We start from the raw sequence: 19,432 nt of genomic DNA, 5'->3' as shown, positions 1-19,432 counted from the left end.
GCCTTTTTTATTCTGTCATCGAATAAGGCTAGATCATGCCGCCATTGATGGAAATGATCTGGCCGGAAATATACGCTGCATTTGGTGAAGCCAGAAAGCCGATCAGGTCAGCCACTTCCTCCGGTTTTCCCGCACGCTTCATCGGCACGATGTTCTGGATGGCCTTGTCATCGAAAGCTTCTTCTATCATGCCGGTCGCGATAATGCCGGGCGCGACGGCATTGACCGTGATGCCGCGGCTGGCCAGTTCCAGTGCCAGCGATTTGGTTGCCGAATGCAAGGCGCCCTTGGCTGCTGAATAGTTGACCTGGCCGCGATTGCCGGTCACTGCTGCAATCGACGAAACATTGATGATACGGCCCCAGCGGGTACGGATCATCGGCATTGTCAGCGGCTGCGTGACATTGAAAAAGCCATGCAGCGACACATCAATTACCGAGTGCCATTGCGCACCCGTCATGCCCGGGAATACGGCATCCGAATGTATGCCGGCATTATTCACCAGCACCTGGATAGGGCCGGCTTCCAGCAGGACTTCCAGCGCGACTTTGGTCGCTTCTGCATCGGTAATATCGAATACGGCGACTTCTGCGCTCCCGCCATCCGCAACGATGGCCTCGCAAATGGCCTTGGCCTTGTCGCGACCGCGATTGGCATGCACGATCACATGCAATCCGTCCGCCGCGAGGCGCTTGCAGATCGCTGCGCCTATGCCGCCGCTGCCGCCTGTAACGAGTGCGCGTTTCATGATGGTTTTGCTCCGGTGACCAGCGATGCATCGATGATGATGGTGGCACGTCCATCGAGCAAGGGTTTCTTGCTGTCGCGGCCATGTATCGCGAATCGGTAAAGGATGCAGTTCGGCTCGCTGTGCGTGCAGGTCACTTCTATCTGCAATGCTTCCTCGATGTCATCGAGCCGTGCTACGTGGAAAACGGTATTGCGCACGCTGGCCAGAAATCCGGCGCTGGGGCGAGCCATATCCTGCATGCCTTCCTGCGAAGTTGCCAGCAAGGCGCTGTGTACAGCCATTGCTTGCGCAGCATATTCGATGCCGTTGGCTGCGCCAAGCCGTTCATGCGCACGCAGCGGATTGTCGAGCTGCAAATGGCTGTCGGCAATCGCGACCAGGCGCTCCTGGTCCCAGGAGGCGACATGAGCGAGCAGGCACATGCTGCCCTGGTGCGGGATGTGCGCAGCTATCCAGTTGCGATCGATTTTCACGCGGCCTCTTTTTTGCAGACCAGCAGGATGTTGGCGAAGGGGGTGCCGGTATTCATCGGAATCGCCTTGACCGAAAAGCCGATGGCCGTGATATCGCGCTGCCATTCTGCGATGCTGCGGCAGAATGTCGGCAGCGTTTTGTGACCGCGTATCGATGTGACGATGTTATCGACCCAGTTGCTGATCTTGAATGGCAGGCCGCCTGCAGCATCGCCTACGCGCAACAAGAGCACGCCGTCTTGCGGCAGGCAGCCATGTACTTTTCGCAGTACATCATCCTGCGCAGGAAAGTCCACGTAATGCAGCACGTCCAAGATGACGACAGCGTCGGACGGCGGGAATTCAGCCGTGCACATATTGGCGACTTCAAAACTGGCGCGATTCGTAACCGGCTGTAATGCGCGCTGCGCGCGTTCTACATCGCGTGGCATCAGTTCTATGCCATGTACATGGGCAATCGCCGGGGCTGCGGACCAACCACTAGGCCATTCACCTTTTGCACATTGCTCCTGCGCCGATAATAGCCATGACGCAAGCAGACCCTGGCCGCAACCGATATCCAGTACCTTGATGTCGCTACTGCCTTGCAGCAAGCCCAGTTCCAGCATCCCTTTGAACACCGGATCGCGACTGAGTTTTCCATGCGAAAAGTGCCAGGCGAAACGGCCGGCCTGGCGGTAAGGACTACATGCTGTGTTTAAAAGTTGGTTAATTGCATCGCTACTCATGGCGCTCCTGAATCAGTAGGTGCAGCTTGCATGCTGCTGGAAAAAATGGCGGCAAAAACGAGTGCAAGGACAACACCGATGCCGACCGTGATGCCGATTGCATTGAGCACCGGTACGGATGAAAAACCGAGTACGCCAAAGCCGATGACCGTCGTGATATTGGCAAAAACCAGCGAGGCGAGGGTGGATGGCCTGATTTGCGGCATCGAGCTTACAACGCCGGTAAGCGGGTTCTTTACCGGCACCGTTGGCGGTTGTGCGAAAAACAATGCGTAGTTGGAACCGACGGCGACGATCAGCAGCAGGCCGATCAGATGCAAGATCGTCATGCGCTGCCCGGACAGTGCGAGAATCGCGGCAACTGACAGGACTGCAGTAATCAGCGGCACCATGACCCGCGCCAGTGCAAACAGCGATCGCAGGTTGAAGCCCAGCAGTACAGTCATCGCGAACAGGCCGCACAATGCGAGCAGGATGGCTTCCTGCATGTAACCGCTATACAGCTTGCCGGTCTCGGTTTTCAGATCGATAAAGTAGGCGTGCTGCACGCCTGATTGTTGCAATGCCTGCCGGATCAGCGCGGTATTGATAGGCTGGTCGCCTGCTGCAGTCAGCGGTATCAGGGCGCTGGTTTCGCCATTGCGTTCGATCAGCAATGAATCCGTTGCCAGCGCCATCGATGTGCCGACGAGGTTCTGGCGCGTGAGCAGTCGCGCCTTCAATTCTTCCGGTTGGCTGGCGATCTTCGCCAACTCTCCCACTGAAGAAACAAACGGCGCCAACAGTTTGACCTGGAACGGCAATCCTTCCACCGCCTGATTCAACCGTTGCTGCAAGACGTCCGCTTGCGGCAGCGCCGCCAGGCGGGCCTGCTGCGTCGCCAGGCTCGGTAGGTAGCGGCTTGGAGTCTCGAATGCAGCAAGTGTGCCGGCATCGACCATGGCGTTCAGTTGCGCGGACACTTTTTCCGTCGACTGCAGAACTGCTTCCAGACTGTTTTCTTTGACGACGATCAGATAGCGCACGTCGGGTGCGCCGACTTCCTTGCGCAGTTTTTCATCCAGATCCTGATCGGCTTTGCTGACCGGACTTAATGCGCTTAGTTCCGGTTCCCAGAGGTGGTCGCGATTGACCCATAGCACCGCACAGGCAAGTAGCACAATGATGAAGAAGCCCTTGCGCAGCAGTTGCAAGCGGTGCAGCGCTTTCTGCACAAACAGGCCGATGTGCGTCAGGTCGCGCACGACGAAATCACGCGGCAGCAGCGACGGCAATACGAAGCGCGTGACGAAGGCGGCAGATGTCAGCCCGGCGATGGTGTACAGACCGAGTTGCGCCAGCCCTGGAAATCCGGAGAACAGCAGGCAGCCGAAACCGGCCATCGATGTGAGTACGCCCAGCCGGATCGTCGGCCATGATTTTTTCGCCCAGTCGGCACTGTTTTTCGCGCTGCCTGACTGGATGAACAGATAAATAGAATAGTCGATTGCCTCGCCTATCAGGGTGGTGCCGAATCCCAGCGTCAAGCCATGCACGGTGCCAAAGCCGAGGCTAACCGCGACGGTGCCGGCCAGCACGCCGCTGAGTACCGGCGCCAATCCGAGCACGACGGCAGCGCCCGATCGATAGACGATGAACAGCAAGATCATGATCAGCGTCGCACTGATGATGGAAAACATCGTTGCTTCCTGCGTGATTGTATTGCGTGCATTGACGCCGAATACGCCGGGCCCGGTCATGACCAGTTTGGCGTTGGCAACTTGCGGCAGCGTGCCGGCAAGTTCGCCTTTGACCGCTTCGAATTTTTCCTTGATGTGATTGATGGCAGTTTCCTGACCGTCGGTGTCGGAGCCGAGTGCGCGGGTTTGCGCCAGCAGCAGCGCACGCTTGCCATCCCTGGCGGCCCACACGCCGTGCATCTTGCGTGCTTGCTGGCCGCCGCTGAACTGGGCGACCAGTGTTGCCATCTCTCCGGTAGGATCCTGCGGCAATATGTCCTTCACAATCAGGCCGGCTGGCGATGCCAGCAGGTCAATCGTGTCGGTCATCGCTTCGTGCAAGCCTGTGGTGGTAAAACGTTCCGGCGTGACAGTCGGACTGAGCAGATAGCGGTTGTTGAACAGATAGGCCCGATCCTTTTCCTGATTGACCGGTTCGCCGTTGTTGACCGAGATGAATTCATCATTGCTGCGCAGTCGCGTGGCAAGCGCCTTCGACAGAGCGGCCTGCGCTGACGGATCGGCACCTTCGATGCCGACAAGAATCAGGCGCGATACCATGCCGTCGCGCAGCTGCTCGACCATCAACTGCTGTTCCCTGGTCGGATCTTTCGGCAGGAATGCAGAAAGATCGGCAGTGAAGGTCGTGCGAAACAGGATGACTATGCCGATCAGCACGAGTACCAGCCAGATACCGATTGCCGTCCACGCGCGTTTTGGTGTCGGCAACACGTGCGTCGCTTGCGTCATGGCTTGATTTTTTCGATGGTGGTCACGGAACGGTCGCCATCGCCTTGCAGCACTTCGATTTCCCGCACTTCAGAATTGCTGCCGCTCAAGCGTATGCGTTTGACCTTTTGTTGTGCATCGTTATTGCTGGGCGTCAGCGTCATGATCCAGTTGTCGCGCGGGCCTTGCAGCGCGACGACGAAGTTGAATTCCAGCGATCGGCGATCGCCGGCCAGCGTGGCGCGTATGCTTTCGATCAATGCGGCCAGTTCCGGTGAGTCGCCCAGTTGCATCGTGTACTTGTTCTTGCCGCGTTCCAGCACCAGCGTGTCGCGGTCCAGCACCATGCGTTCCGGCTTCGGCTTGAAGGTGCGTTTTTCCAGCCGGTCCGGCGGCGTGAACAGCATTTCACCCGAGGATTCGACTGGGCGGTCCAGTTGGGCAATATACTTTTTCTCGGTGAAATTCACCTTGGCCGGTTTGGCTTGCGCCAGCGCGGTCATCAACTGTTCCATCGTAATGTTTGCAGCATGCGCCGCGCATGTGCCGGCCAGGAAAAATGCAAGGATTGCCGCCCGCAGGCCGATGGATTTATGCATTGAAAGCTCCTGTGACCGCGACGCGCTCACCCTGTTTGATGTCGAACTGAATGCTGCCATTGGGGTTCAGTGCGTAATGCAGTGTCAGTTCTGTATCAGGCAAAACCGGGCTGAGAAATTTGACGCTGCTGATGGTGCATTTTTGCAGATCCATCTGCTGCGCGACTGCAATCGCATGCAGCGCTTCATCGAGCAGCACCACGCCTGGCGTGATCGGCATGCCGGGGAAATGCCCGGCAAATGCAGGATGGTCGGGCGGAATGTGAAACGATAAGGTAGTCATGGCTTGCGTTCAGAAGAGGCGTGCTCGTTGCATAGCGTGTTCATGAATTCGGCCAGCGCGGCATGCGGCAGCTTGCCGGTTGCATTACGCGGCAGACTGTCCACCTTGTACAGCGGACGCGGCATGAAGGCGGGATCGATCTTCTCGCGCAGTGCGGCGATGATGTCGCTGACTTCCAGTGTGGGGGCGACAACAACGGCCGTGAGCCGGGTAACTTCGCCCGAGGTTTTCTCCGGCGGCATGAAGAAGGCGCCATCGACAATACCGGGGATCGCATTCAGGTGATGATTCAGATACGCGAGCGAACTGCGCTTGCCTGCTATATTGATCAGGTCGCTGATGCGTCCATGCAGCAGGAATTTTCCGTTGCTGGTGAGCTCGATGGCGTCGTTCATCGGCATCGGCGTTTCGACATGGCCACCGGAAATCCACATGCGCTGGTCGTTTTCATCCTGCTCCGGGCGGGGCGCCATTTTCAGCGTGGGAAACAGCACCCATTCCGGTGTGAGGGAGGGTTGCCTGGTCGCGATCTGGCCGGTTTCGGTGCTGCCGTAAATTTCCAGCAGCGGTGCATCGAAGGTCTGTTCAGCCTGCTGCGCCAGTTGCGGCGACAGCGGCGCGGTAGCCGAGACCATGACTTCAATTTTCGGCAAAGGCAGCGCTGAGCCGAGCAGAGAACGCAGGTGGACCGGCGTGGTGATCAGTACGCGCGGCTCAGGCACCTGCGCCAGAGAATGGCAGATGTCAGCCGGATAAAACGATTGCGCACTGGTCAATGAAAAACCGTTTGCCAGCGGCATCAGCACTGTCGATTCAAAACCGTACATGTGCTGTGCCGGCACTGTGCCCACCACGCTATAGTTCACGCCCGGTTCCAGCCCGAGCTGCCTTGCTTCCATCTGCACATTGCACACCAGCGTGGCCCATGTTTTGCGATGCGCGATCGGCAAGCCGGTTGAACCCGAAGTAAACACGTAGGCAACCAGGCGATCTTCTTCGATCTGCGGAATATTGAATGCGCGTATGCTGCTGCCGACCTGAGCAAAAAAAGAGGACGCAGGATAAGCAGTTTGCGGCAACGCGATCGCGCAATTCGACTGATCGGTGAGACATGCGGCATCCGGCGCAAAACTTAAAAGCTGACGGATGGTTTCTGCGGTCCGCGTCGATGGCAGCAAATTGACTTTTCCTGCCACCAGGATCGCGGACAGTGCAACGAGAAAATGATAGCGGTCGTGGCAATCGTTGAGGATGTGCCGGCTCGCCGGCAAAATCGTTGCCAGCTTTTCGACATCACTGAGGAATTGCGCCGCCGTGACCGGGGTGCCGTCGCGCCAGGCGACGATGCGGTCAGGGGAAGTGTGACTGAGTAGCGGAATCAATGAGGGAATCAATAAGGTCAATGGCACGCATCCTGTGATGTCAGCACAAGCGATGCGCGGCATGCGACTTATTGCGCTTTGTTAGCCGCAATATAATCGGACAGCGAGCGCAGTGAGCTGAAGATTTTTTCATTGTCTTCATGGTCGGCGCGCAACTGGATGCCGTAATTTTTTGATACCACGAGCGCTACTTCCAGGATGTCGATCGAGTCGAGTCCAAGGCCGCTGCCGTACAGTGTTTCATCCGGCGCGATGCTTGCAGGATCGACATCGAGATTCAAGGCGTGGACGATCAGTTTGGCCACTTCCTGTGTGAAAGCGTCGTTGGCGGCGGGCGTGGTGCTGATTGGGTTTGACATAGTGGTAATGGTCTCAGTTATGTTTTTGATCGGCGCTGATTATATAGTGCGCGCAGGCCGATTCTCGCTAAAAATAGTGTTTCAATCTGGAAAACAACGTTCCCGTGTCGTCCGTCTGTATAGAGTGAGAAATGAAGAGGGAAGTTGCAGCAGACGGTGATCAATCGCAAACGGATTTACTGGCGTGCATTGCGTGCATTGGATGGCGCCGTGCCGGTACTGAAATTGCTGCGCCACGGATTGATGTCGAGTCCGCCGCGCCGCGTATAGCGTGCGTAAACCGCCAGCTTTTGCGGTTTGCACTGGCGCATGATGTCCATGAAAATACGTTCTACGCATTGTTCGTGGAATTCATTGTGTTCGCGAAAACCGATCAGATATTGCAATAGCCCGGCCTGGTCGATTGCACCGCCGACATATTGAATCTGCACGCTGGCCCAATCCGGCTGGCCGGTCACAAGGCAATTCGATTTCAGCAGATGCGACACCAGTGTTTCCTCAACGACAGGCTCGTCGCGTGCCGCTACCAGCAGCGAAGGATCGGGTGAATATTCGTGTACCTCGATATCCAGCCTGTCCAGCAGCAGGCCGTCCAGTTCACCCATAGGCACCCTGGCAAAATTCTCCGGCATCGTCAGTGCGACTTGCACCGGCGCGCCAAAGCCGCCGCTCAGGTCTTCGCGCAGCAATTCCAGCAGGGCATCGGTGCCTCCCAGTTTGGTCTGGTTGAGCGAGTTCAGATACAGCTTGAACGATTTGGATTCGATAATATTGGGCGAATCGGCCGGCACGGTGATTTTTGCCATCGCCACTTGCGGTTTGCCGCGCATATTGAGCCACGATATTTCATATGCATTCCAGATATCCACGCCGAAAAACGGCAGCGTGCCGGACAAGCCGATTTCATCGCGCTTGTATTGGCGCGGGATGGAAAACAGCAGTGAGGGATCGTAATGCGCCTGGTAAGTCGTCGGCCTGCCGAGCGGCGATCCATCTGGTGTGTATGGTGTAGTCATGGATAGTTACAGAAACAGTTTGTAGACGGGATTGCCGGTTTCATCCCAGTGACGATAGCCCAATCCGGCCAGCGAGGCGCGGAAGGTTTTCATTTCTTTTTTCGGCACCTGTATGCCGACCAGAATGCGGCTGACATCGCCGCCTTCATTGCGGTAGTGGAACAGGCTGATATTCCAGTGCGGCGCCACGCTGTCGAGGAAGCGCATCAGGGCGCCCGGACGTTCCGGGAATTCAAAGCGATACAGCAGTTCATCATGGGTCAGATCGCTCTTGCCGCCGACCAGATGACGGATATGCCCTTTGGCGAGTTCATCGTGCGTCAGATCCAGCGTCTTGAATCCGTGTTTTTCGAAACGCTTGGCGATCTTGCCCGCCTCGTCGCGGTCGGCGATTTGCAGGCCGACGAAGATGTGCGCCTGCTTGGCATCGCTGAGGCGATAGTTGAATTCGGTCACGTTGCGCGGCCCGACCAGTTCGCAAAAGCGCTTGAAGCTGCCGCGTTCTTCGGGAATGGTCACGGCAAACACGCCTTCGCGCGCCGCACCGACATCGGCCATTTCAGCGACAAAGCGCAGGCGGTCGAAGTTCATGTTGGCGCCGCTGGCGATGGTGATCAGGGTTTCATTCTTGAGTGGTTTCTTGTCTGCCTGCGCTCGTTCGATATACGCTTTCGCTCCGGCAACGGAGAGCGCGCCGGAAGGTTCCAGTATGCTGCGCGTATCCTGGAAAACGTCCTTGATGGCACTGCACACTTCATCGGTGCTGACCAGAATGATGTCGTCTACATACAACTTGGCCAGGCGGAAAGTTTCTTCTCCGACCAGTTTGACGGCCGTGCCATCCGCGAACAGGCCGACGTCCGTCATCGTCACGCGACGATTGCTCTGTATGCTGCGCGCCATGGCATCGGAATCGACGGTTTGCACGCCGATGATCTTGATGTCCGGGCGCACGGCTTTCACGTAAGCGCCTATGCCGGCGATCAGGCCGCCGCCGCCGATGGGAACGAAAATCGCATGGATGGGCCCCGAATGCTGGCGCAGGATTTCCATGCCTATCGTGCCCTGGCCGGCGATGACATCCGGGTCGTCGAACGGATGGACGAAAGTCAGCTTGAGTTTTTTCTCCAGCGTCAGTGCATGCTGGTAGGCATCCGAGTAGGAGTCGCCGAACAGCACGACTTCACCGCCGCGCGCCTTGACCGCTTCGATCTTGACCGAAGGTGTGGTGGTTGGCATCACGATCACGGCACGGCAGCCCAGTCTGGCAGCCGACAGGGCAACGCCTTGCGCATGATTGCCGGCCGAGGCGCAAATCACGCCGCGTTTCATTTGCGCCGGTGGCAAATGCGCCATCTTGTTGTAGGCGCCGCGCAGCTTGAAACTGAAGACGCTTTGAATATCCTCGCGCTTGAAATAAATCTGGTTGCCGAAACGCTGCGACAGCGTTGGCGCCAGTTCCAGCGGTGATTCCACGGCGACATCGTAGACGCGCGCGGTGAGGATTTTCTTCAGATAGTCGGTAGTCATAGAGATCAATTTGATTGGCGCGGCATGCATAGGTTAAGCGCTGCGCAGGCGCTCATTATAATGGACGCCTTTATATCGTTGCATTGCGACATGCGTGTAGCGGAATACCCGCAGGCTTATATTGAGCAGGATGATCCGATTTGAAACATTTGATTCAGGCAAAACATGATTGACGCTGTTGTGCAATGGCTGCTGGCGGCCCTGGCTGCGCCGCAGATCGGCCTGTCTTCGGTATTTGTCATCAGTTTTCTGTCGGCGACCTTGTTGCCGCTGGGTTCGGAGCCCGCTGTGTTTGCTGTCATCAAGGCCAATATGACCCTGTTCTGGCCGGCGATCCTGGTGGCGACGGCCGGCAATACGCTGGGCGGCATCGTCAATTACTGGATGGGGGTCGGTGCGAAACAGGTTTTTGCCAGGGAAAAGCAGACGCGCTGGTTCGGCTGGTTGCAGCGTTTCGGCGCCAAAACCATGTTGCTGGCCTGGCTGCCCGGCATAGGCGATCCGCTCTGCCTGCTGGCGGGATGGCTGAAGCTGCCGTTCTGGCCCTGCGTCCTATATATGGCGATCGGTAAGTTTCTGCGTTATGTGACGATCAGCTGGTTGCTGCTGCATGTGCCGGATGGTGTTTGGCAATACCTGATTCACTTGTTTTGACTGTCTATCCGCGACAGATGCGCGTATCTGCTGCGGGACGGCCGGCTTTATCGTTCGCCGTGTTTGAAAAACGGTGTTTCCCGGGGCGTTTTGACAGCACACAGTTCGGGCAGGTTGCACTGCAATCAGCTAAAATGCATATTTAGCGTGAATGCAATCGACCACTGATGAACGCACCTGTACAAATCCAGAATCTTCTAGCCGATGCTCCCGGCGGCGCTGTGCCTACGCGTTTGCGTGAAATTCCCTATAACTACACTTCGTTTTCCGACCGCGAGATTGTCATGCGTCTGTTGGGCGAAGATGCGTGGAGCCTGCTCTCCGAGTTGCGTTCCGAACGCCAGACCGGCCGTTCAGCCCGCATGCTGTATGAAGTGCTGGGCGATATCTGGGTCGTACAGCGCAATCCCTACCTGCAAGACGATTTGCTGGACAATCCCAAGCGTCGTCAGGCATTGATCGATGCGCTGAATCACCGTCTGACTGAAATCGACAAGCGCCGCAAGAACGATCTGGCAGCTGCAGGCGACGCCAATGCCGAGCATCGCGCAGAGGCGGTAGAGGCACTGGTGCAGTCGGCGGTCAGGGCAGTTGCCGATTTTGGCGCAGAGTTCCGTCGCACCTACGATTTGCGCAAGCGCACCAACAAGGTACTGGGTCGTTACACTGCAAAAGACAATATCAAGTTCGATGGCCTGTCACGCGTGTCGCATGTGACCGACGCCACCGACTGGCGTGTCGAATACCCGTTTGTGGTGCTGACGCCGGATTGCGAAAACGAAATGGCCGGTCTGGTCAAAGGCTGTATCGAACTTGGTCTGACCATCATCCCGCGCGGCGGCGGCACCGGTTATACCGGCGGCGCGATTCCGCTGACGCCGATGTCGGCCGTCATCAATACCGAAAAACTGGAAGCACTGGGTGAGGTCGAGATGACCATGCTGCCCGGTGTCGACCGCGAATACGCGACGATTTATTCCGGCGCGGGCGTGGTCACCAAGCGTGTAGCCGATGCGGCGGAAAAAGCCGGCTTCGTGTTCGCCGTCGATCCGACTTCCGCCGAAGCCTCCTGCATAGGCGGCAATATCGCGATGAATGCCGGCGGCAAGAAAGCCGTGTTGTGGGGCACTGCGCTCGACAATCTGGCCAGCTGGAGAATGGTTGATCCGAATGGCGACTGGCTGGAAGTCACGCGTCTGGAACACAACCTCGGCAAGATCCACGATGCGCCGATGGCGAAGTTCAAGCTGGAATGGACGCATCCGAGCGAGAAGGGGCGCGTCAATCAACCCTTCAAAACCGAAACGCTGGAAATCGTCGGCCGCAGCTTCCGCAAGGAAGGACTGGGCAAGGACGTGACCGATAAATTCCTGTCCGGTTTGCCGGGCGTGCAAAAAGAAGGTTGCGATGGGCTGATTACATCGGCGCGCTGGATTCTGCACAAGATGCCGAAACATACGCGCACCGTTTGCCTGGAGTTTTTCGGTCATTCGCGCGATGCGATTCCATCGATCGTCGAGATCAAGGATTTTCTCGACGAACAAACCAAAAAGGGCGGTGCCATTCTGGCCGGCCTTGAACATCTGGACGAGCGCTATCTGCGCGCGGTCGGCTATGCGACCAAATCCAAGCGCGGCACACTGCCCAAGATGGCCTTGTTCGGCGATATCGTCGGCGACGATGAAAACGCCGTGGCGCAAGCCGCGTCGGAAGTGGTGCGCCTGGCGAATACGCGTGTCGGCGAAGGCTTTATTGCCGTCAGCCCGGAAGCACGCAAAAAATTCTGGCTCGATAGAGCCCGCACTGCAGCGATTTCCAAGCATACCAATGCCTTCAAGATCAATGAGGATGTGGTGATTCCGCTCGACCGCATGGGTGAATATTCGGACGGCATCGAACGCATCAACGTCGAGCTGTCGATCAAGAATAAATTGCAGTTCCTGGATGAGTTGCACGCATTTTTCGCCAAGGGCAATCTGCCGCTGGGCAAGAACGACGATGCGGAAGGCGAGGAAATTCCTGCCGCAGAATTGCTGGAAGATCGTGTGCATCAGGCCGAAGATTTGATCGCTGCCACGCAGGCACGCTGGTCGTATGTGTTGGGCAATCTCGACAAATCCTTGCGCGATGCGAAAGATGAATTGCTGGCGCTGGGCATGGAAAAATTGGGGTCGGCATTCGACGAACGTCTGGCCTTGCAGCCGAATGCCACGGTGTTCGATGTGGTGCAGGATAGAACCGTGCGTATTTCGTGGAAAGCGGAAGCGCGCGCTCCCTTGCGCCAGATTTTCAGCGGTGCTGCCTTCCGCCTGATCCTTGAAGAAGCCAATGCGATTCACAAACGCATTTTGCGCGGACGCGTATTCGTCGCGCTGCACATGCATGCGGGCGACGGCAATGTGCATACGAATATCCCGGTCAACTCCGATCACTATCAGATGCTGCAGGATGCGCATGCTGCAGTGGCGCGCATCATGAAGCTGGCGCGTTCGCTGAACGGCGTGATTTCCGGCGAGCACGGGATCGGTATCACCAAGCTGGAATTTCTGACCAGCGAAGAACTGGCTGATTTCCGCTCATACAAAAAACGTATCGATCCGGAAGGTCACTTCAACAAGGGCAAGCTGATGGACATGTCGGAGCTGAGCGCAGATCTGCGCAATGCTTACACGCCATCGTTCGGCCTGATGGGCCACGAATCGCTGATCATGCAGCAAAGCGATATCGGCGCGATTGCCAACAGCGTCAAGGATTGTCTGCGTTGCGGCAAATGCAAACCGGTATGTGCGACGCATGTGCCGCGCGCGAACTTGCTGTATTCGCCGCGCAACAAGATTCTGGCCACGTCTCTGCTGGTCGAAGCCTTTTTGTACGAAGAGCAAACGCGACGCGGTATCTCGATCAAGCATTGGGAAGAGTTTGAAGATGTCGCCGATCACTGCACGGTGTGCCATAAATGCCTGACGCCTTGTCCGGTCGATATCGACTTCGGCGATGTGTCGATGAATATGCGCAATCTGCTGCGCAAGATGAACAAAAAATCGTTCAATCCCGGCACCGCTGCTTCAATGTTTTTCCTGAATGCGACCGATCCGGCGACCATCAACGCCACTCGCAAGGTCATGATCGACTGGGGCTACAAGGCACAGCGCTTCGGCCACGATTTCTTCAAGAAGCTGGCGAAGAAGCAGACCGCCGCGCCCAAGTCCACGGTCGGCAAGCCGCCGGTCAAGGAACAGGTCATCCACTTCATCAACAAGAAGATGCCGGGCAATCTGCCGAAGAAAACCGCGCGCGCCTTGCTGGATATCGAAGACGATAAAGTGGTGCCTATCATCCGCGATCCGAAAACAACGACGATGGATACCGAAGCGGTGTTTTACTTCCCGGGTTGCGGTTCCGAGCGCCTGTTCTCGCAAGTCGGTCTGGCAACGCAGGCCATGTTGTGGAATGTCGGCGTGCAAACGGTCTTGCCGCCGGGCTACCTGTGCTGCGGTTATCCGCAACGCGGTACCGGCAATTACGACAAGGCCGAAAAGATCATCACCGATAATCGCGTGCTGTTCCATCGCATGGCCAATACGCTGAACTATCTGGATATCAAAACCGTCATCGTGTCCTGCGGCACCTGCTACGACCAGTTGCAGGGCTATGAATTCGAGAAAATTTTCCCCGGCTGCCGCATCATCGATATCCACGAATATCTGATGGAAAAAGGCGTCAAGCTGGAAGGCGTCAACGGCGTGCGTTACATGTATCACGACCCTTGCCACACACCGATGAAATTGCAGGACCCGCTGAAAACGGTGAATGCCCTGATCACTACGGTTGACGATCAAAAGATCGAGAAGAACGACCGTTGCTGCGGCGAATCCGGCACCCTGGCCGTGACGCGCCCGGACATTTCAACGCAGGTGCGCTTCCGCAAGGAAGAGGAAATGACCAAGGGCGCAGACAAGTTGCGCGCCGACGGCTTTGCCGGCGAGGTCAAGATTCTGACTTCCTGTCCTTCGTGCTTGCAGGGTTTGTCGCGCTACAACGATGATTCGGAAACGACCGCCGATTACATCGTGGTTGAAATGGCCAAGCATTTGCTCGGACCGAATTGGTTGCCTGAGTATGTGGCGCGCGCCAACAATGGCGGCATCGAACGGGTGCTGGTGTAAATGGCTGTTTGCGAGTTGTGTGAAGAGTCGGGCGGAGAAATTATTTTTCGCAACGAACAGCTGCGCGTGGTGCTGGTCGCCGATGCGAACTATCCCGGTTTCTGCCGTGTGATCTGGAATGCACACGTCAGGGAAATGACCGATCTGGCAATAGCAGACAGATCGACCTTGATGCGCGCGGTATGTCAGGTCGAAGCTGCGCAACGCGAAGTGTTACAGCCGGAGAAAATCAATCTGGCCTGTCTCGGGAATATGGTGCCGCATCTGCACTGGCATCTGATTCCGCGCTTTGCCGACGACGCGCATTTCCCCCATCCGATCTGGGCCGCCTCAGTGCGCCAGACTGCGGATGAAGTGCTGGCGCAAAGGCGCGCCTTGCTGCCGGCATTGCAGGCGGCAGTGATACGCTATGTATCCTGCGCAAGCTGACGCGCTGATATCAATTACAAATGCCAATTGCACAGGTGAAGCTTATTGACCTGTGCCCAATCTGAACGAGAGATAATCATGATCGGTTCCAAACAAACACCTGCCGCACCGCAACCGACCGGACTGACGGTACGCAAGCAATCGCGCGTACTGGAAGTTGAGTTCGACGATGGCGCCGCTTTCTCGCTGCCGTTTGAATTGTTGCGCGTATGGTCGCCGTCGGCGGAAGTGCGCGGTCACGGCCCGGGGCAGGAAACCCTGCAAACCGGCCAGCGCAATGTGGAAATCACCGCGGTCGAACCGGTCGGCAATTACGCGATCAAACCGGTGTTTTCCGACGGTCACGATACCGGCATTTTTTCCTGGGAATATTTGCATCATCTGGGAACGAACCAGGATGCCTTGTGGGAAGATTACCTGCGCCGCCTGGAAGCCGCCGGTTTCACGCGCGAAAGCGGCCGTGATACACCGATGAACAAGGCGGTCGTCAGCGGCAGCGGTTGCGGCAGTCATTAATTCTGCCTGTCGTGACAGGTCGTCCGACCATGCAATGGTGCCGTACTTGGGCTCACGTTTGCCAGAGCAAAAAATAAGACTTTACGCTTATTTCACATTTTCTTAACGCATGTATAATCTAGCTAAATAAGCTGCCAGCCATGACAAATTCAACACATTTCGGTTATCAAACCGTCGCTGAAGAAGAGAAGGTTCACAAGGTTGCCGAAGTATTCCATTCGGTTGCTGCCAAGTACGACGTGATGAACGATGTCATGTCGGCCGGCTTGCATCGCGTGTGGAAAGCTTTCACGATTGCCCAGGCTGGCATACGTCCGGGCTTCAAGGTGCTGGATATTGCAGGCGGCACTGGCGATCTGGCCAAGGCATTTGCCAAAAAGGCGGGGTCTACCGGTGAAGTCTGGCTGACGGATATTAATGAGTCGATGTTGCGTGTCGGACGCGATCGTCTGTTGAACAATGGCGTGATCGTCCCCACATCGTTGTGCGATGCAGAGAAATTGCCATTTCCCGACAATTATTTCGATCGTGTGAGCGTGGCTTTCGGTTTGCGCAACATGACGCACAAGGATGCAGCGCTGGCAGAAATGCGGCGTGTATTGAAGCCCGGCGGCAAGCTGCTGGTGCTGGAGTTTTCGAAGGTCTGGGAGCCTTTGAAAAAACCGTATGACGTTTATTCGTTTTCCGTGTTGCCGTGGTTGGGTCAGCGCATTGCAGGGGACGCCGATAGTTATCGCTATTTGGCCGAATCGATACGCATGCATCCTGACCAGGAAACGCTGAAAAAAATGATGCAGGATGCAGGACTCGCAAGAGTCGAGTATTTCAATTTAACAGCCGGTGTAGCTGCATTGCACACCGGAATAAAACTCTAGGAGATTGTAATATGAAGAAATTACTGATGGCCCTGGTAGTCGTGGCCAGCTCGATGACCTTGATTGCTCCTCAAGTGGAAGCCAAGCGCATGGGTGGTGGTGGTTCCTTCGGCAAGCAATCGCAAAGCTTCAAGCGCGCAGCGCCGCCACAACAATCGGCAACTCCGGCCAAACCGGCTGCAGCACCTGCAGCGGCAGGCGCAGCGGGCGCGGCAGCCAAACCTAGCATGATGCGCAACATCCTCGGTGGCGCATTGCTGGGCCTGGGTCTGGGCGCACTGTTGTCGCACCTGGGCATTGGCGGTGCGCTTGCCAGCATGATCAGCACCATGTTGATGGTCGGTCTGTTTGCATTCGCTGCGATGTTCATCTATCGCATGATCAAGGCCAAGAGCGCTGGCAATCAACGCAATGGTCTGCAGCCTTCGTTCCCGAATAACTTCTCGGAAAAAAGCAGCACGCCTGAAATCGGTTCGCGTATCGAGCAGCCTTATGGCCAACCTTCGGCATTGCAATCGGCAGCGCCTTTGGCATCCGGCTCAGCGTTTGGCGCCGGCAATGATGCAGCCAATGATTTGCCTGCAGATTTCGATGTGGAATCGTTTGTTCGCAATGCAAAAACCTATTTCATCCGCCTGCAAGCGGCATGGGACAAAGCCGATGTCAACGACATCCGCGAATTCACCACGCCAGAAATGTTTGCTGAGTTGAAAGCGCAATTGCTGGAACGCGGTGCGTCGGAAAACCATACCGATGTCATTTCGCTGGAAGGCATTTTCTACGGCGTTGAAACCGTAGGCGACGATTACATTGCCAGCATCAAGTTCACCGGCCTGATCAATGAAGGTGCCGGCGCGCCGACAGAACCGTTCAGCGAAGCGTGGAACCTGTCCAAGCCGGTCCATGGCGACGGCGGTTGGGTACTTGCGGGTATTCAGCAACTGTAATTGCACCATGTAGATAGTTAGCGCCGCCTGACGGCAAACTGCTAAACTTGAAGCCGCCCGTGAATAATCACCGGCGGCTTTGTTTTTTGCGTCACCATTTTTGCTTATGACTTCTTTTTCTCCCGCCAGCATTTTCCCCGCCGCCATCAATCACCTGCTTGCGCAGGAAGCATGGGCGCGCGCCAAACTGATTCCGCATGCAGGCAAGATCGCCGTACTGGATGGCGGCGTATTGGCTGCGCGCCTGAAAGTGACTGCCGACGGGATGCTGGAAGCGGCCGTAGCGGATGATGCGGCAACGGTCACCATACGTGTGCAACTGGCCGATCTGCCTGCCATCATGCAGAATCGCGAACGTGCTTTTTCCTACGTGAAGATAGAAGGCGATGCCGATTTCGCCAATACGATTTCGCAATTGAGCCAGGGTTTGCGCTGGGAAGCGGAAGACGATCTGAGCAAATTCGTCGGCGATATTGCAGCGAACAGAATGATGGGCGGTGCACGGTCTGCGCTGGACACGGTCAAGGCGCTGCATCAGTCAGTGACTGAAAACGTGGCTGAATATTTTCTCGAAGAGAATCCAATGTTGATACGTCCGCAAGCGGTGACTGAATTTACCGCCGATGTGACCAGATTGCGCGACGATGTGGCGCGACTGAGCAAGCGGATAGAAAAGCTGAAGGGCAGTAATCAATGATATTGAAATTCCTCCGCGTCCTTAAAATTCTGCGGGTCGCCATCCGCTATGGCCTCGACGACATCGCCATGTCCGGCTTGAGGATTCCGCGCACCACAAAATTATTGAATCAAATCATGTTCTGGCGCGACCTGACCGAGCCGCGTGGTGTACGCCTGCGCCGTGCACTGGAAGATCTCGGCCCGATTTTTGTCAAGTTCGGCCAGGTGCTGTCGACGCGCCGCGACCTGATGCCGATCGATATTGCCGACGAACTGGCGCGCCTGCAGGATCGGGTGCCGCCGTTTTCATCCGAGCTGGCGATTGCGCAAATCATCAAATCGCTGGGCGCGCATCCGGATGTACTGTTTGCGCATTTTGAGGCTGAACCTGTGGCTTCTGCATCGATTGCGCAAGTCCATTTCGCACGCCTGAAAAACGGCAGGGATGTGGCCGTCAAGGTGCTGCGTCCGGGCGTCAAGAAATCGATCGATGACGATGTGGCCTTGATGCATATCGTGGCCGGTCTGGTGGAAAAATTATGGGCCGATGGCAAACGGCTGAAGCCGAAGGAAGTGGTCGCCGAGTTCGATAAATACCTGCATGACGAACTGGACCTGATGCGCGAAGCGGCCAACGGCAGCCAGTTGCGCCGTAATTTTTCCGAATCCAAGTTGCTCGTTGTGCCGGAAATGTTCTGGGACTATTGCTCAACTTCAGTCATCGTGATGGAGCGCATGGTCGGTATTCCGATTTCGCAAACCGACAGACTGATTGCCGCCGGTATCGATCTGAAAAAACTGTCGCGCGATGGCGTGGAAATTTTCTTCACGCAGGTATTCCGCGACGGCTTCTTCCACGCTGATATGCACCCGGGGAATATCCAGGTATCGGTCGCGCCGGAAACCTTCGGTCGCTACATCGCGCTGGATTTCGGCATCGTCGGCACGCTCAACGATTTCGACAAGGATTACCTGTCGCAAAACTTCCTCGCCTTCTTCCGCCGTGATTACAAACGCGTTGCCGAAGCGCATATCGAATCTGGCTGGGCGCCGAAGGAAACGCGCGTCGATGAACTGGAATCCGCAGTGCGTGCCTGCTGCGAACCTATCTTCGACAGACCGCTGAGTGAAATTTCTTTCGGTCAGGTCTTGCTGCGTCTGTTCCAGACTTCACGCCGTTTCAATGTGGAAGTGCAGCCGCAACTGGTGCTGCTGCAAAAAACCTTGCTGAACGTGGAAGGTCTGGGCCGCCAGCTCGATCCTGAACTCGATTTGTGGAAGACCGCAAAACCGTATCTGGAAAACTGGATGAACGAGCAAGTCGGCTGGCGCGGCTTCCTGGAAAACCTGAAAGCAGAAGCGCCGCGCTACAGCAAGTTGTTGCCGCAACTCCCGCGCCTCGCGCATCAGGCGCTCACGCAGGCATCGGAGCCGCGGCAGGACAATACCGAATTGATCAGGCGTTTGCTGGAAGAGCAGAAACGTACTAATTTGTTGTTAGGCGTTGCGGTTTACTTTGGCGGCGGTTTGATTGCCGGCGGCATATTGACGTTGATGTTTTTTACTTTTGGTGGATGATGATAGGACGCACGGCCAACA

Annotated in this window: 16 protein-coding genes and 1 pseudogene; 8 read left to right on the top strand and 9 right to left on the bottom strand. The window is 56.4% G+C overall.

What is annotated here, in order from left to right:
• Positions 1 to 28: 28 nt before the first annotated feature.
• The 9 genes and pseudogenes from fabG to ilvA all read right to left on the bottom strand — a co-directional run bounded on the left by fabG (position 29) and on the right by ilvA (position 9,568).
• Positions 29 to 748, bottom strand: a complete 720-nt coding sequence (gene fabG / locus ACIQW9_RS09610) for a 3-oxoacyl-ACP reductase FabG (RefSeq protein ID WP_402335930.1) — start codon at positions 746 to 748, stop codon at positions 29 to 31.
• The gene (locus tag ACIQW9_RS09605; protein ID WP_402335928.1) at positions 745 to 1,224 is read right to left on the bottom strand and encodes a 3-hydroxylacyl-ACP dehydratase; all 480 of its coding nucleotides are present in this window, start codon (positions 1,222 to 1,224) and stop codon (positions 745 to 747) included. Before ACIQW9_RS09605 ends, fabG begins: the two co-directional genes overlap by 4 nt.
• Complete coding sequence (locus ACIQW9_RS09600; RefSeq protein ID WP_402335925.1) at positions 1,221 to 1,952, bottom strand: class I SAM-dependent methyltransferase; 732 nt, start codon at positions 1,950 to 1,952, stop codon at positions 1,221 to 1,223. Before ACIQW9_RS09600 ends, ACIQW9_RS09605 begins: the two co-directional genes overlap by 4 nt.
• Positions 1,949 to 4,420, bottom strand: coding sequence for an MMPL family transporter (locus ACIQW9_RS09595; protein ID WP_402335922.1), 2,472 nt, complete (start codon positions 4,418 to 4,420; stop codon positions 1,949 to 1,951). Before ACIQW9_RS09595 ends, ACIQW9_RS09600 begins: the two co-directional genes overlap by 4 nt.
• Positions 4,417 to 4,998: an outer membrane lipoprotein carrier protein LolA gene (locus tag ACIQW9_RS09590; protein ID WP_402335920.1), complete on the bottom strand. Its 582-nt coding sequence runs from the start codon at positions 4,996 to 4,998 to the stop codon at positions 4,417 to 4,419. Before ACIQW9_RS09590 ends, ACIQW9_RS09595 begins: the two co-directional genes overlap by 4 nt.
• Positions 4,991 to 6,726: pseudogene (locus ACIQW9_RS09585) on the bottom strand (AMP-binding protein). Before ACIQW9_RS09585 ends, ACIQW9_RS09590 begins: the two are co-directional and overlap by 8 nt.
• 5 nt (positions 6,727 to 6,731) lie before the next feature.
• Positions 6,732 to 7,022 (bottom strand): phosphopantetheine-binding protein, encoded by a 291-nt coding sequence (locus tag ACIQW9_RS09580; RefSeq protein WP_402335917.1) that lies wholly within the window; start codon positions 7,020 to 7,022, stop codon positions 6,732 to 6,734.
• Between the two features lie 176 nt (positions 7,023 to 7,198).
• Positions 7,199 to 8,038: an NADPH-dependent 7-cyano-7-deazaguanine reductase QueF gene (queF, locus tag ACIQW9_RS09575; RefSeq protein ID WP_402335914.1), complete on the bottom strand. Its 840-nt coding sequence runs from the start codon at positions 8,036 to 8,038 to the stop codon at positions 7,199 to 7,201.
• A 6-nt stretch (positions 8,039 to 8,044) separates the two neighbouring features.
• Positions 8,045 to 9,568, bottom strand: coding sequence for a threonine ammonia-lyase, biosynthetic (ilvA, locus tag ACIQW9_RS09570; protein WP_402335911.1), 1,524 nt, complete (start codon positions 9,566 to 9,568; stop codon positions 8,045 to 8,047).
• Between the two features lie 165 nt (positions 9,569 to 9,733).
• Between ilvA and ACIQW9_RS09565 the strand changes: the two genes are divergently transcribed.
• The 8 genes from ACIQW9_RS09565 (at position 9,734) to ubiB (ending at position 19,411) form a co-directional block, all read left to right on the top strand.
• Entirely contained in the window at positions 9,734 to 10,222 is a 489-nt protein-coding gene (locus tag ACIQW9_RS09565) for a YqaA family protein (RefSeq protein WP_402335908.1), read from the top strand.
• A gap of 167 nt (positions 10,223 to 10,389) precedes the next feature.
• Complete coding sequence (locus ACIQW9_RS09560) at positions 10,390 to 14,388, top strand: DUF3683 domain-containing protein (protein ID WP_402335905.1); 3,999 nt, start codon at positions 10,390 to 10,392, stop codon at positions 14,386 to 14,388.
• Complete coding sequence (locus ACIQW9_RS09555) at positions 14,389 to 14,817, top strand: HIT family protein (protein ID WP_402335903.1); 429 nt, start codon at positions 14,389 to 14,391, stop codon at positions 14,815 to 14,817.
• 78 nt (positions 14,818 to 14,895) lie between these two features.
• Positions 14,896 to 15,333 carry a gamma-butyrobetaine hydroxylase-like domain-containing protein gene (locus ACIQW9_RS09550; RefSeq protein ID WP_402335900.1) on the top strand — a complete coding sequence of 146 codons (438 nt, stop codon included), beginning with the start codon at positions 14,896 to 14,898 and terminating at the stop codon, positions 15,331 to 15,333.
• A 140-nt stretch (positions 15,334 to 15,473) separates the two neighbouring features.
• Positions 15,474 to 16,208, top strand: a complete 735-nt coding sequence (gene ubiE, locus ACIQW9_RS09545; protein ID WP_402335897.1) for a bifunctional demethylmenaquinone methyltransferase/2-methoxy-6-polyprenyl-1,4-benzoquinol methylase UbiE — start codon at positions 15,474 to 15,476, stop codon at positions 16,206 to 16,208.
• An 11-nt stretch (positions 16,209 to 16,219) separates the two neighbouring features.
• On the top strand, positions 16,220 to 17,155 hold the full coding sequence (locus tag ACIQW9_RS09540; protein WP_402335894.1) for a Tim44 domain-containing protein: 936 nt from the start codon (positions 16,220 to 16,222) through the stop codon (positions 17,153 to 17,155).
• Positions 17,156 to 17,261: 106 nt separating this feature from the next.
• Positions 17,262 to 17,852 (top strand): SCP2 domain-containing protein, encoded by a 591-nt coding sequence (locus tag ACIQW9_RS09535; protein WP_402335892.1) that lies wholly within the window; start codon positions 17,262 to 17,264, stop codon positions 17,850 to 17,852.
• Positions 17,849 to 19,411, top strand: a complete 1,563-nt coding sequence (gene ubiB / locus ACIQW9_RS09530) for a ubiquinone biosynthesis regulatory protein kinase UbiB (RefSeq protein WP_402335889.1) — start codon at positions 17,849 to 17,851, stop codon at positions 19,409 to 19,411. The genes ACIQW9_RS09535 and ubiB overlap by 4 nt, the downstream gene beginning before the upstream one ends.
• Positions 19,412 to 19,432: the final 21 nt, after the last annotated feature.

Source organism: Herminiimonas sp. NPDC097707, assembly GCF_044761395.1.
Taxonomy (GTDB): Bacteria; Pseudomonadota; Gammaproteobacteria; order Burkholderiales; family Burkholderiaceae_D; genus Oxalicibacterium.
This window is presented reverse-complemented; position numbering and strand designations above follow the sequence as displayed.

Bases quoted from the DNA above. Each gene is read 5' to 3' on its own strand.
- fabG (WP_402335930.1), bottom strand. From the start codon at position 748: ATGAAACGCGCACTCGTTACAGGCGGCAGCGGCGGCATAGGCGCAGCG.
- ACIQW9_RS09600 (WP_402335925.1), bottom strand. From the start codon at position 1,952: ATGAGTAGCGATGCAATTAACCAACTTTTAAACACAGCATGTAGTCCT.
- ACIQW9_RS09595 (WP_402335922.1), bottom strand. From the start codon at position 4,420: ATGACGCAAGCGACGCACGTGTTGCCGACACCAAAACGCGCGTGGACG.
- ACIQW9_RS09590 (WP_402335920.1), bottom strand. From the start codon at position 4,998: ATGCATAAATCCATCGGCCTGCGGGCGGCAATCCTTGCATTTTTCCTG.
- ACIQW9_RS09580 (WP_402335917.1), bottom strand. From the start codon at position 7,022: ATGTCAAACCCAATCAGCACCACGCCCGCCGCCAACGACGCTTTCACA.
- queF (WP_402335914.1), bottom strand. From the start codon at position 8,038: ATGACTACACCATACACACCAGATGGATCGCCGCTCGGCAGGCCGACG.
- ilvA (WP_402335911.1), bottom strand. From the start codon at position 9,568: ATGACTACCGACTATCTGAAGAAAATCCTCACCGCGCGCGTCTACGAT.
- ACIQW9_RS09565 (WP_402335908.1), top strand. From the start codon at position 9,734: ATGATTGACGCTGTTGTGCAATGGCTGCTGGCGGCCCTGGCTGCGCCG.
- ACIQW9_RS09560 (WP_402335905.1), top strand. From the start codon at position 10,390: ATGAACGCACCTGTACAAATCCAGAATCTTCTAGCCGATGCTCCCGGC.
- ACIQW9_RS09555 (WP_402335903.1), top strand. From the start codon at position 14,389: ATGGCTGTTTGCGAGTTGTGTGAAGAGTCGGGCGGAGAAATTATTTTT.
- ACIQW9_RS09550 (WP_402335900.1), top strand. From the start codon at position 14,896: ATGATCGGTTCCAAACAAACACCTGCCGCACCGCAACCGACCGGACTG.
- ubiE (WP_402335897.1), top strand. From the start codon at position 15,474: ATGACAAATTCAACACATTTCGGTTATCAAACCGTCGCTGAAGAAGAG.
- ACIQW9_RS09540 (WP_402335894.1), top strand. From the start codon at position 16,220: ATGAAGAAATTACTGATGGCCCTGGTAGTCGTGGCCAGCTCGATGACC.
- ACIQW9_RS09535 (WP_402335892.1), top strand. From the start codon at position 17,262: ATGACTTCTTTTTCTCCCGCCAGCATTTTCCCCGCCGCCATCAATCAC.
- ubiB (WP_402335889.1), top strand. From the start codon at position 17,849: ATGATATTGAAATTCCTCCGCGTCCTTAAAATTCTGCGGGTCGCCATC.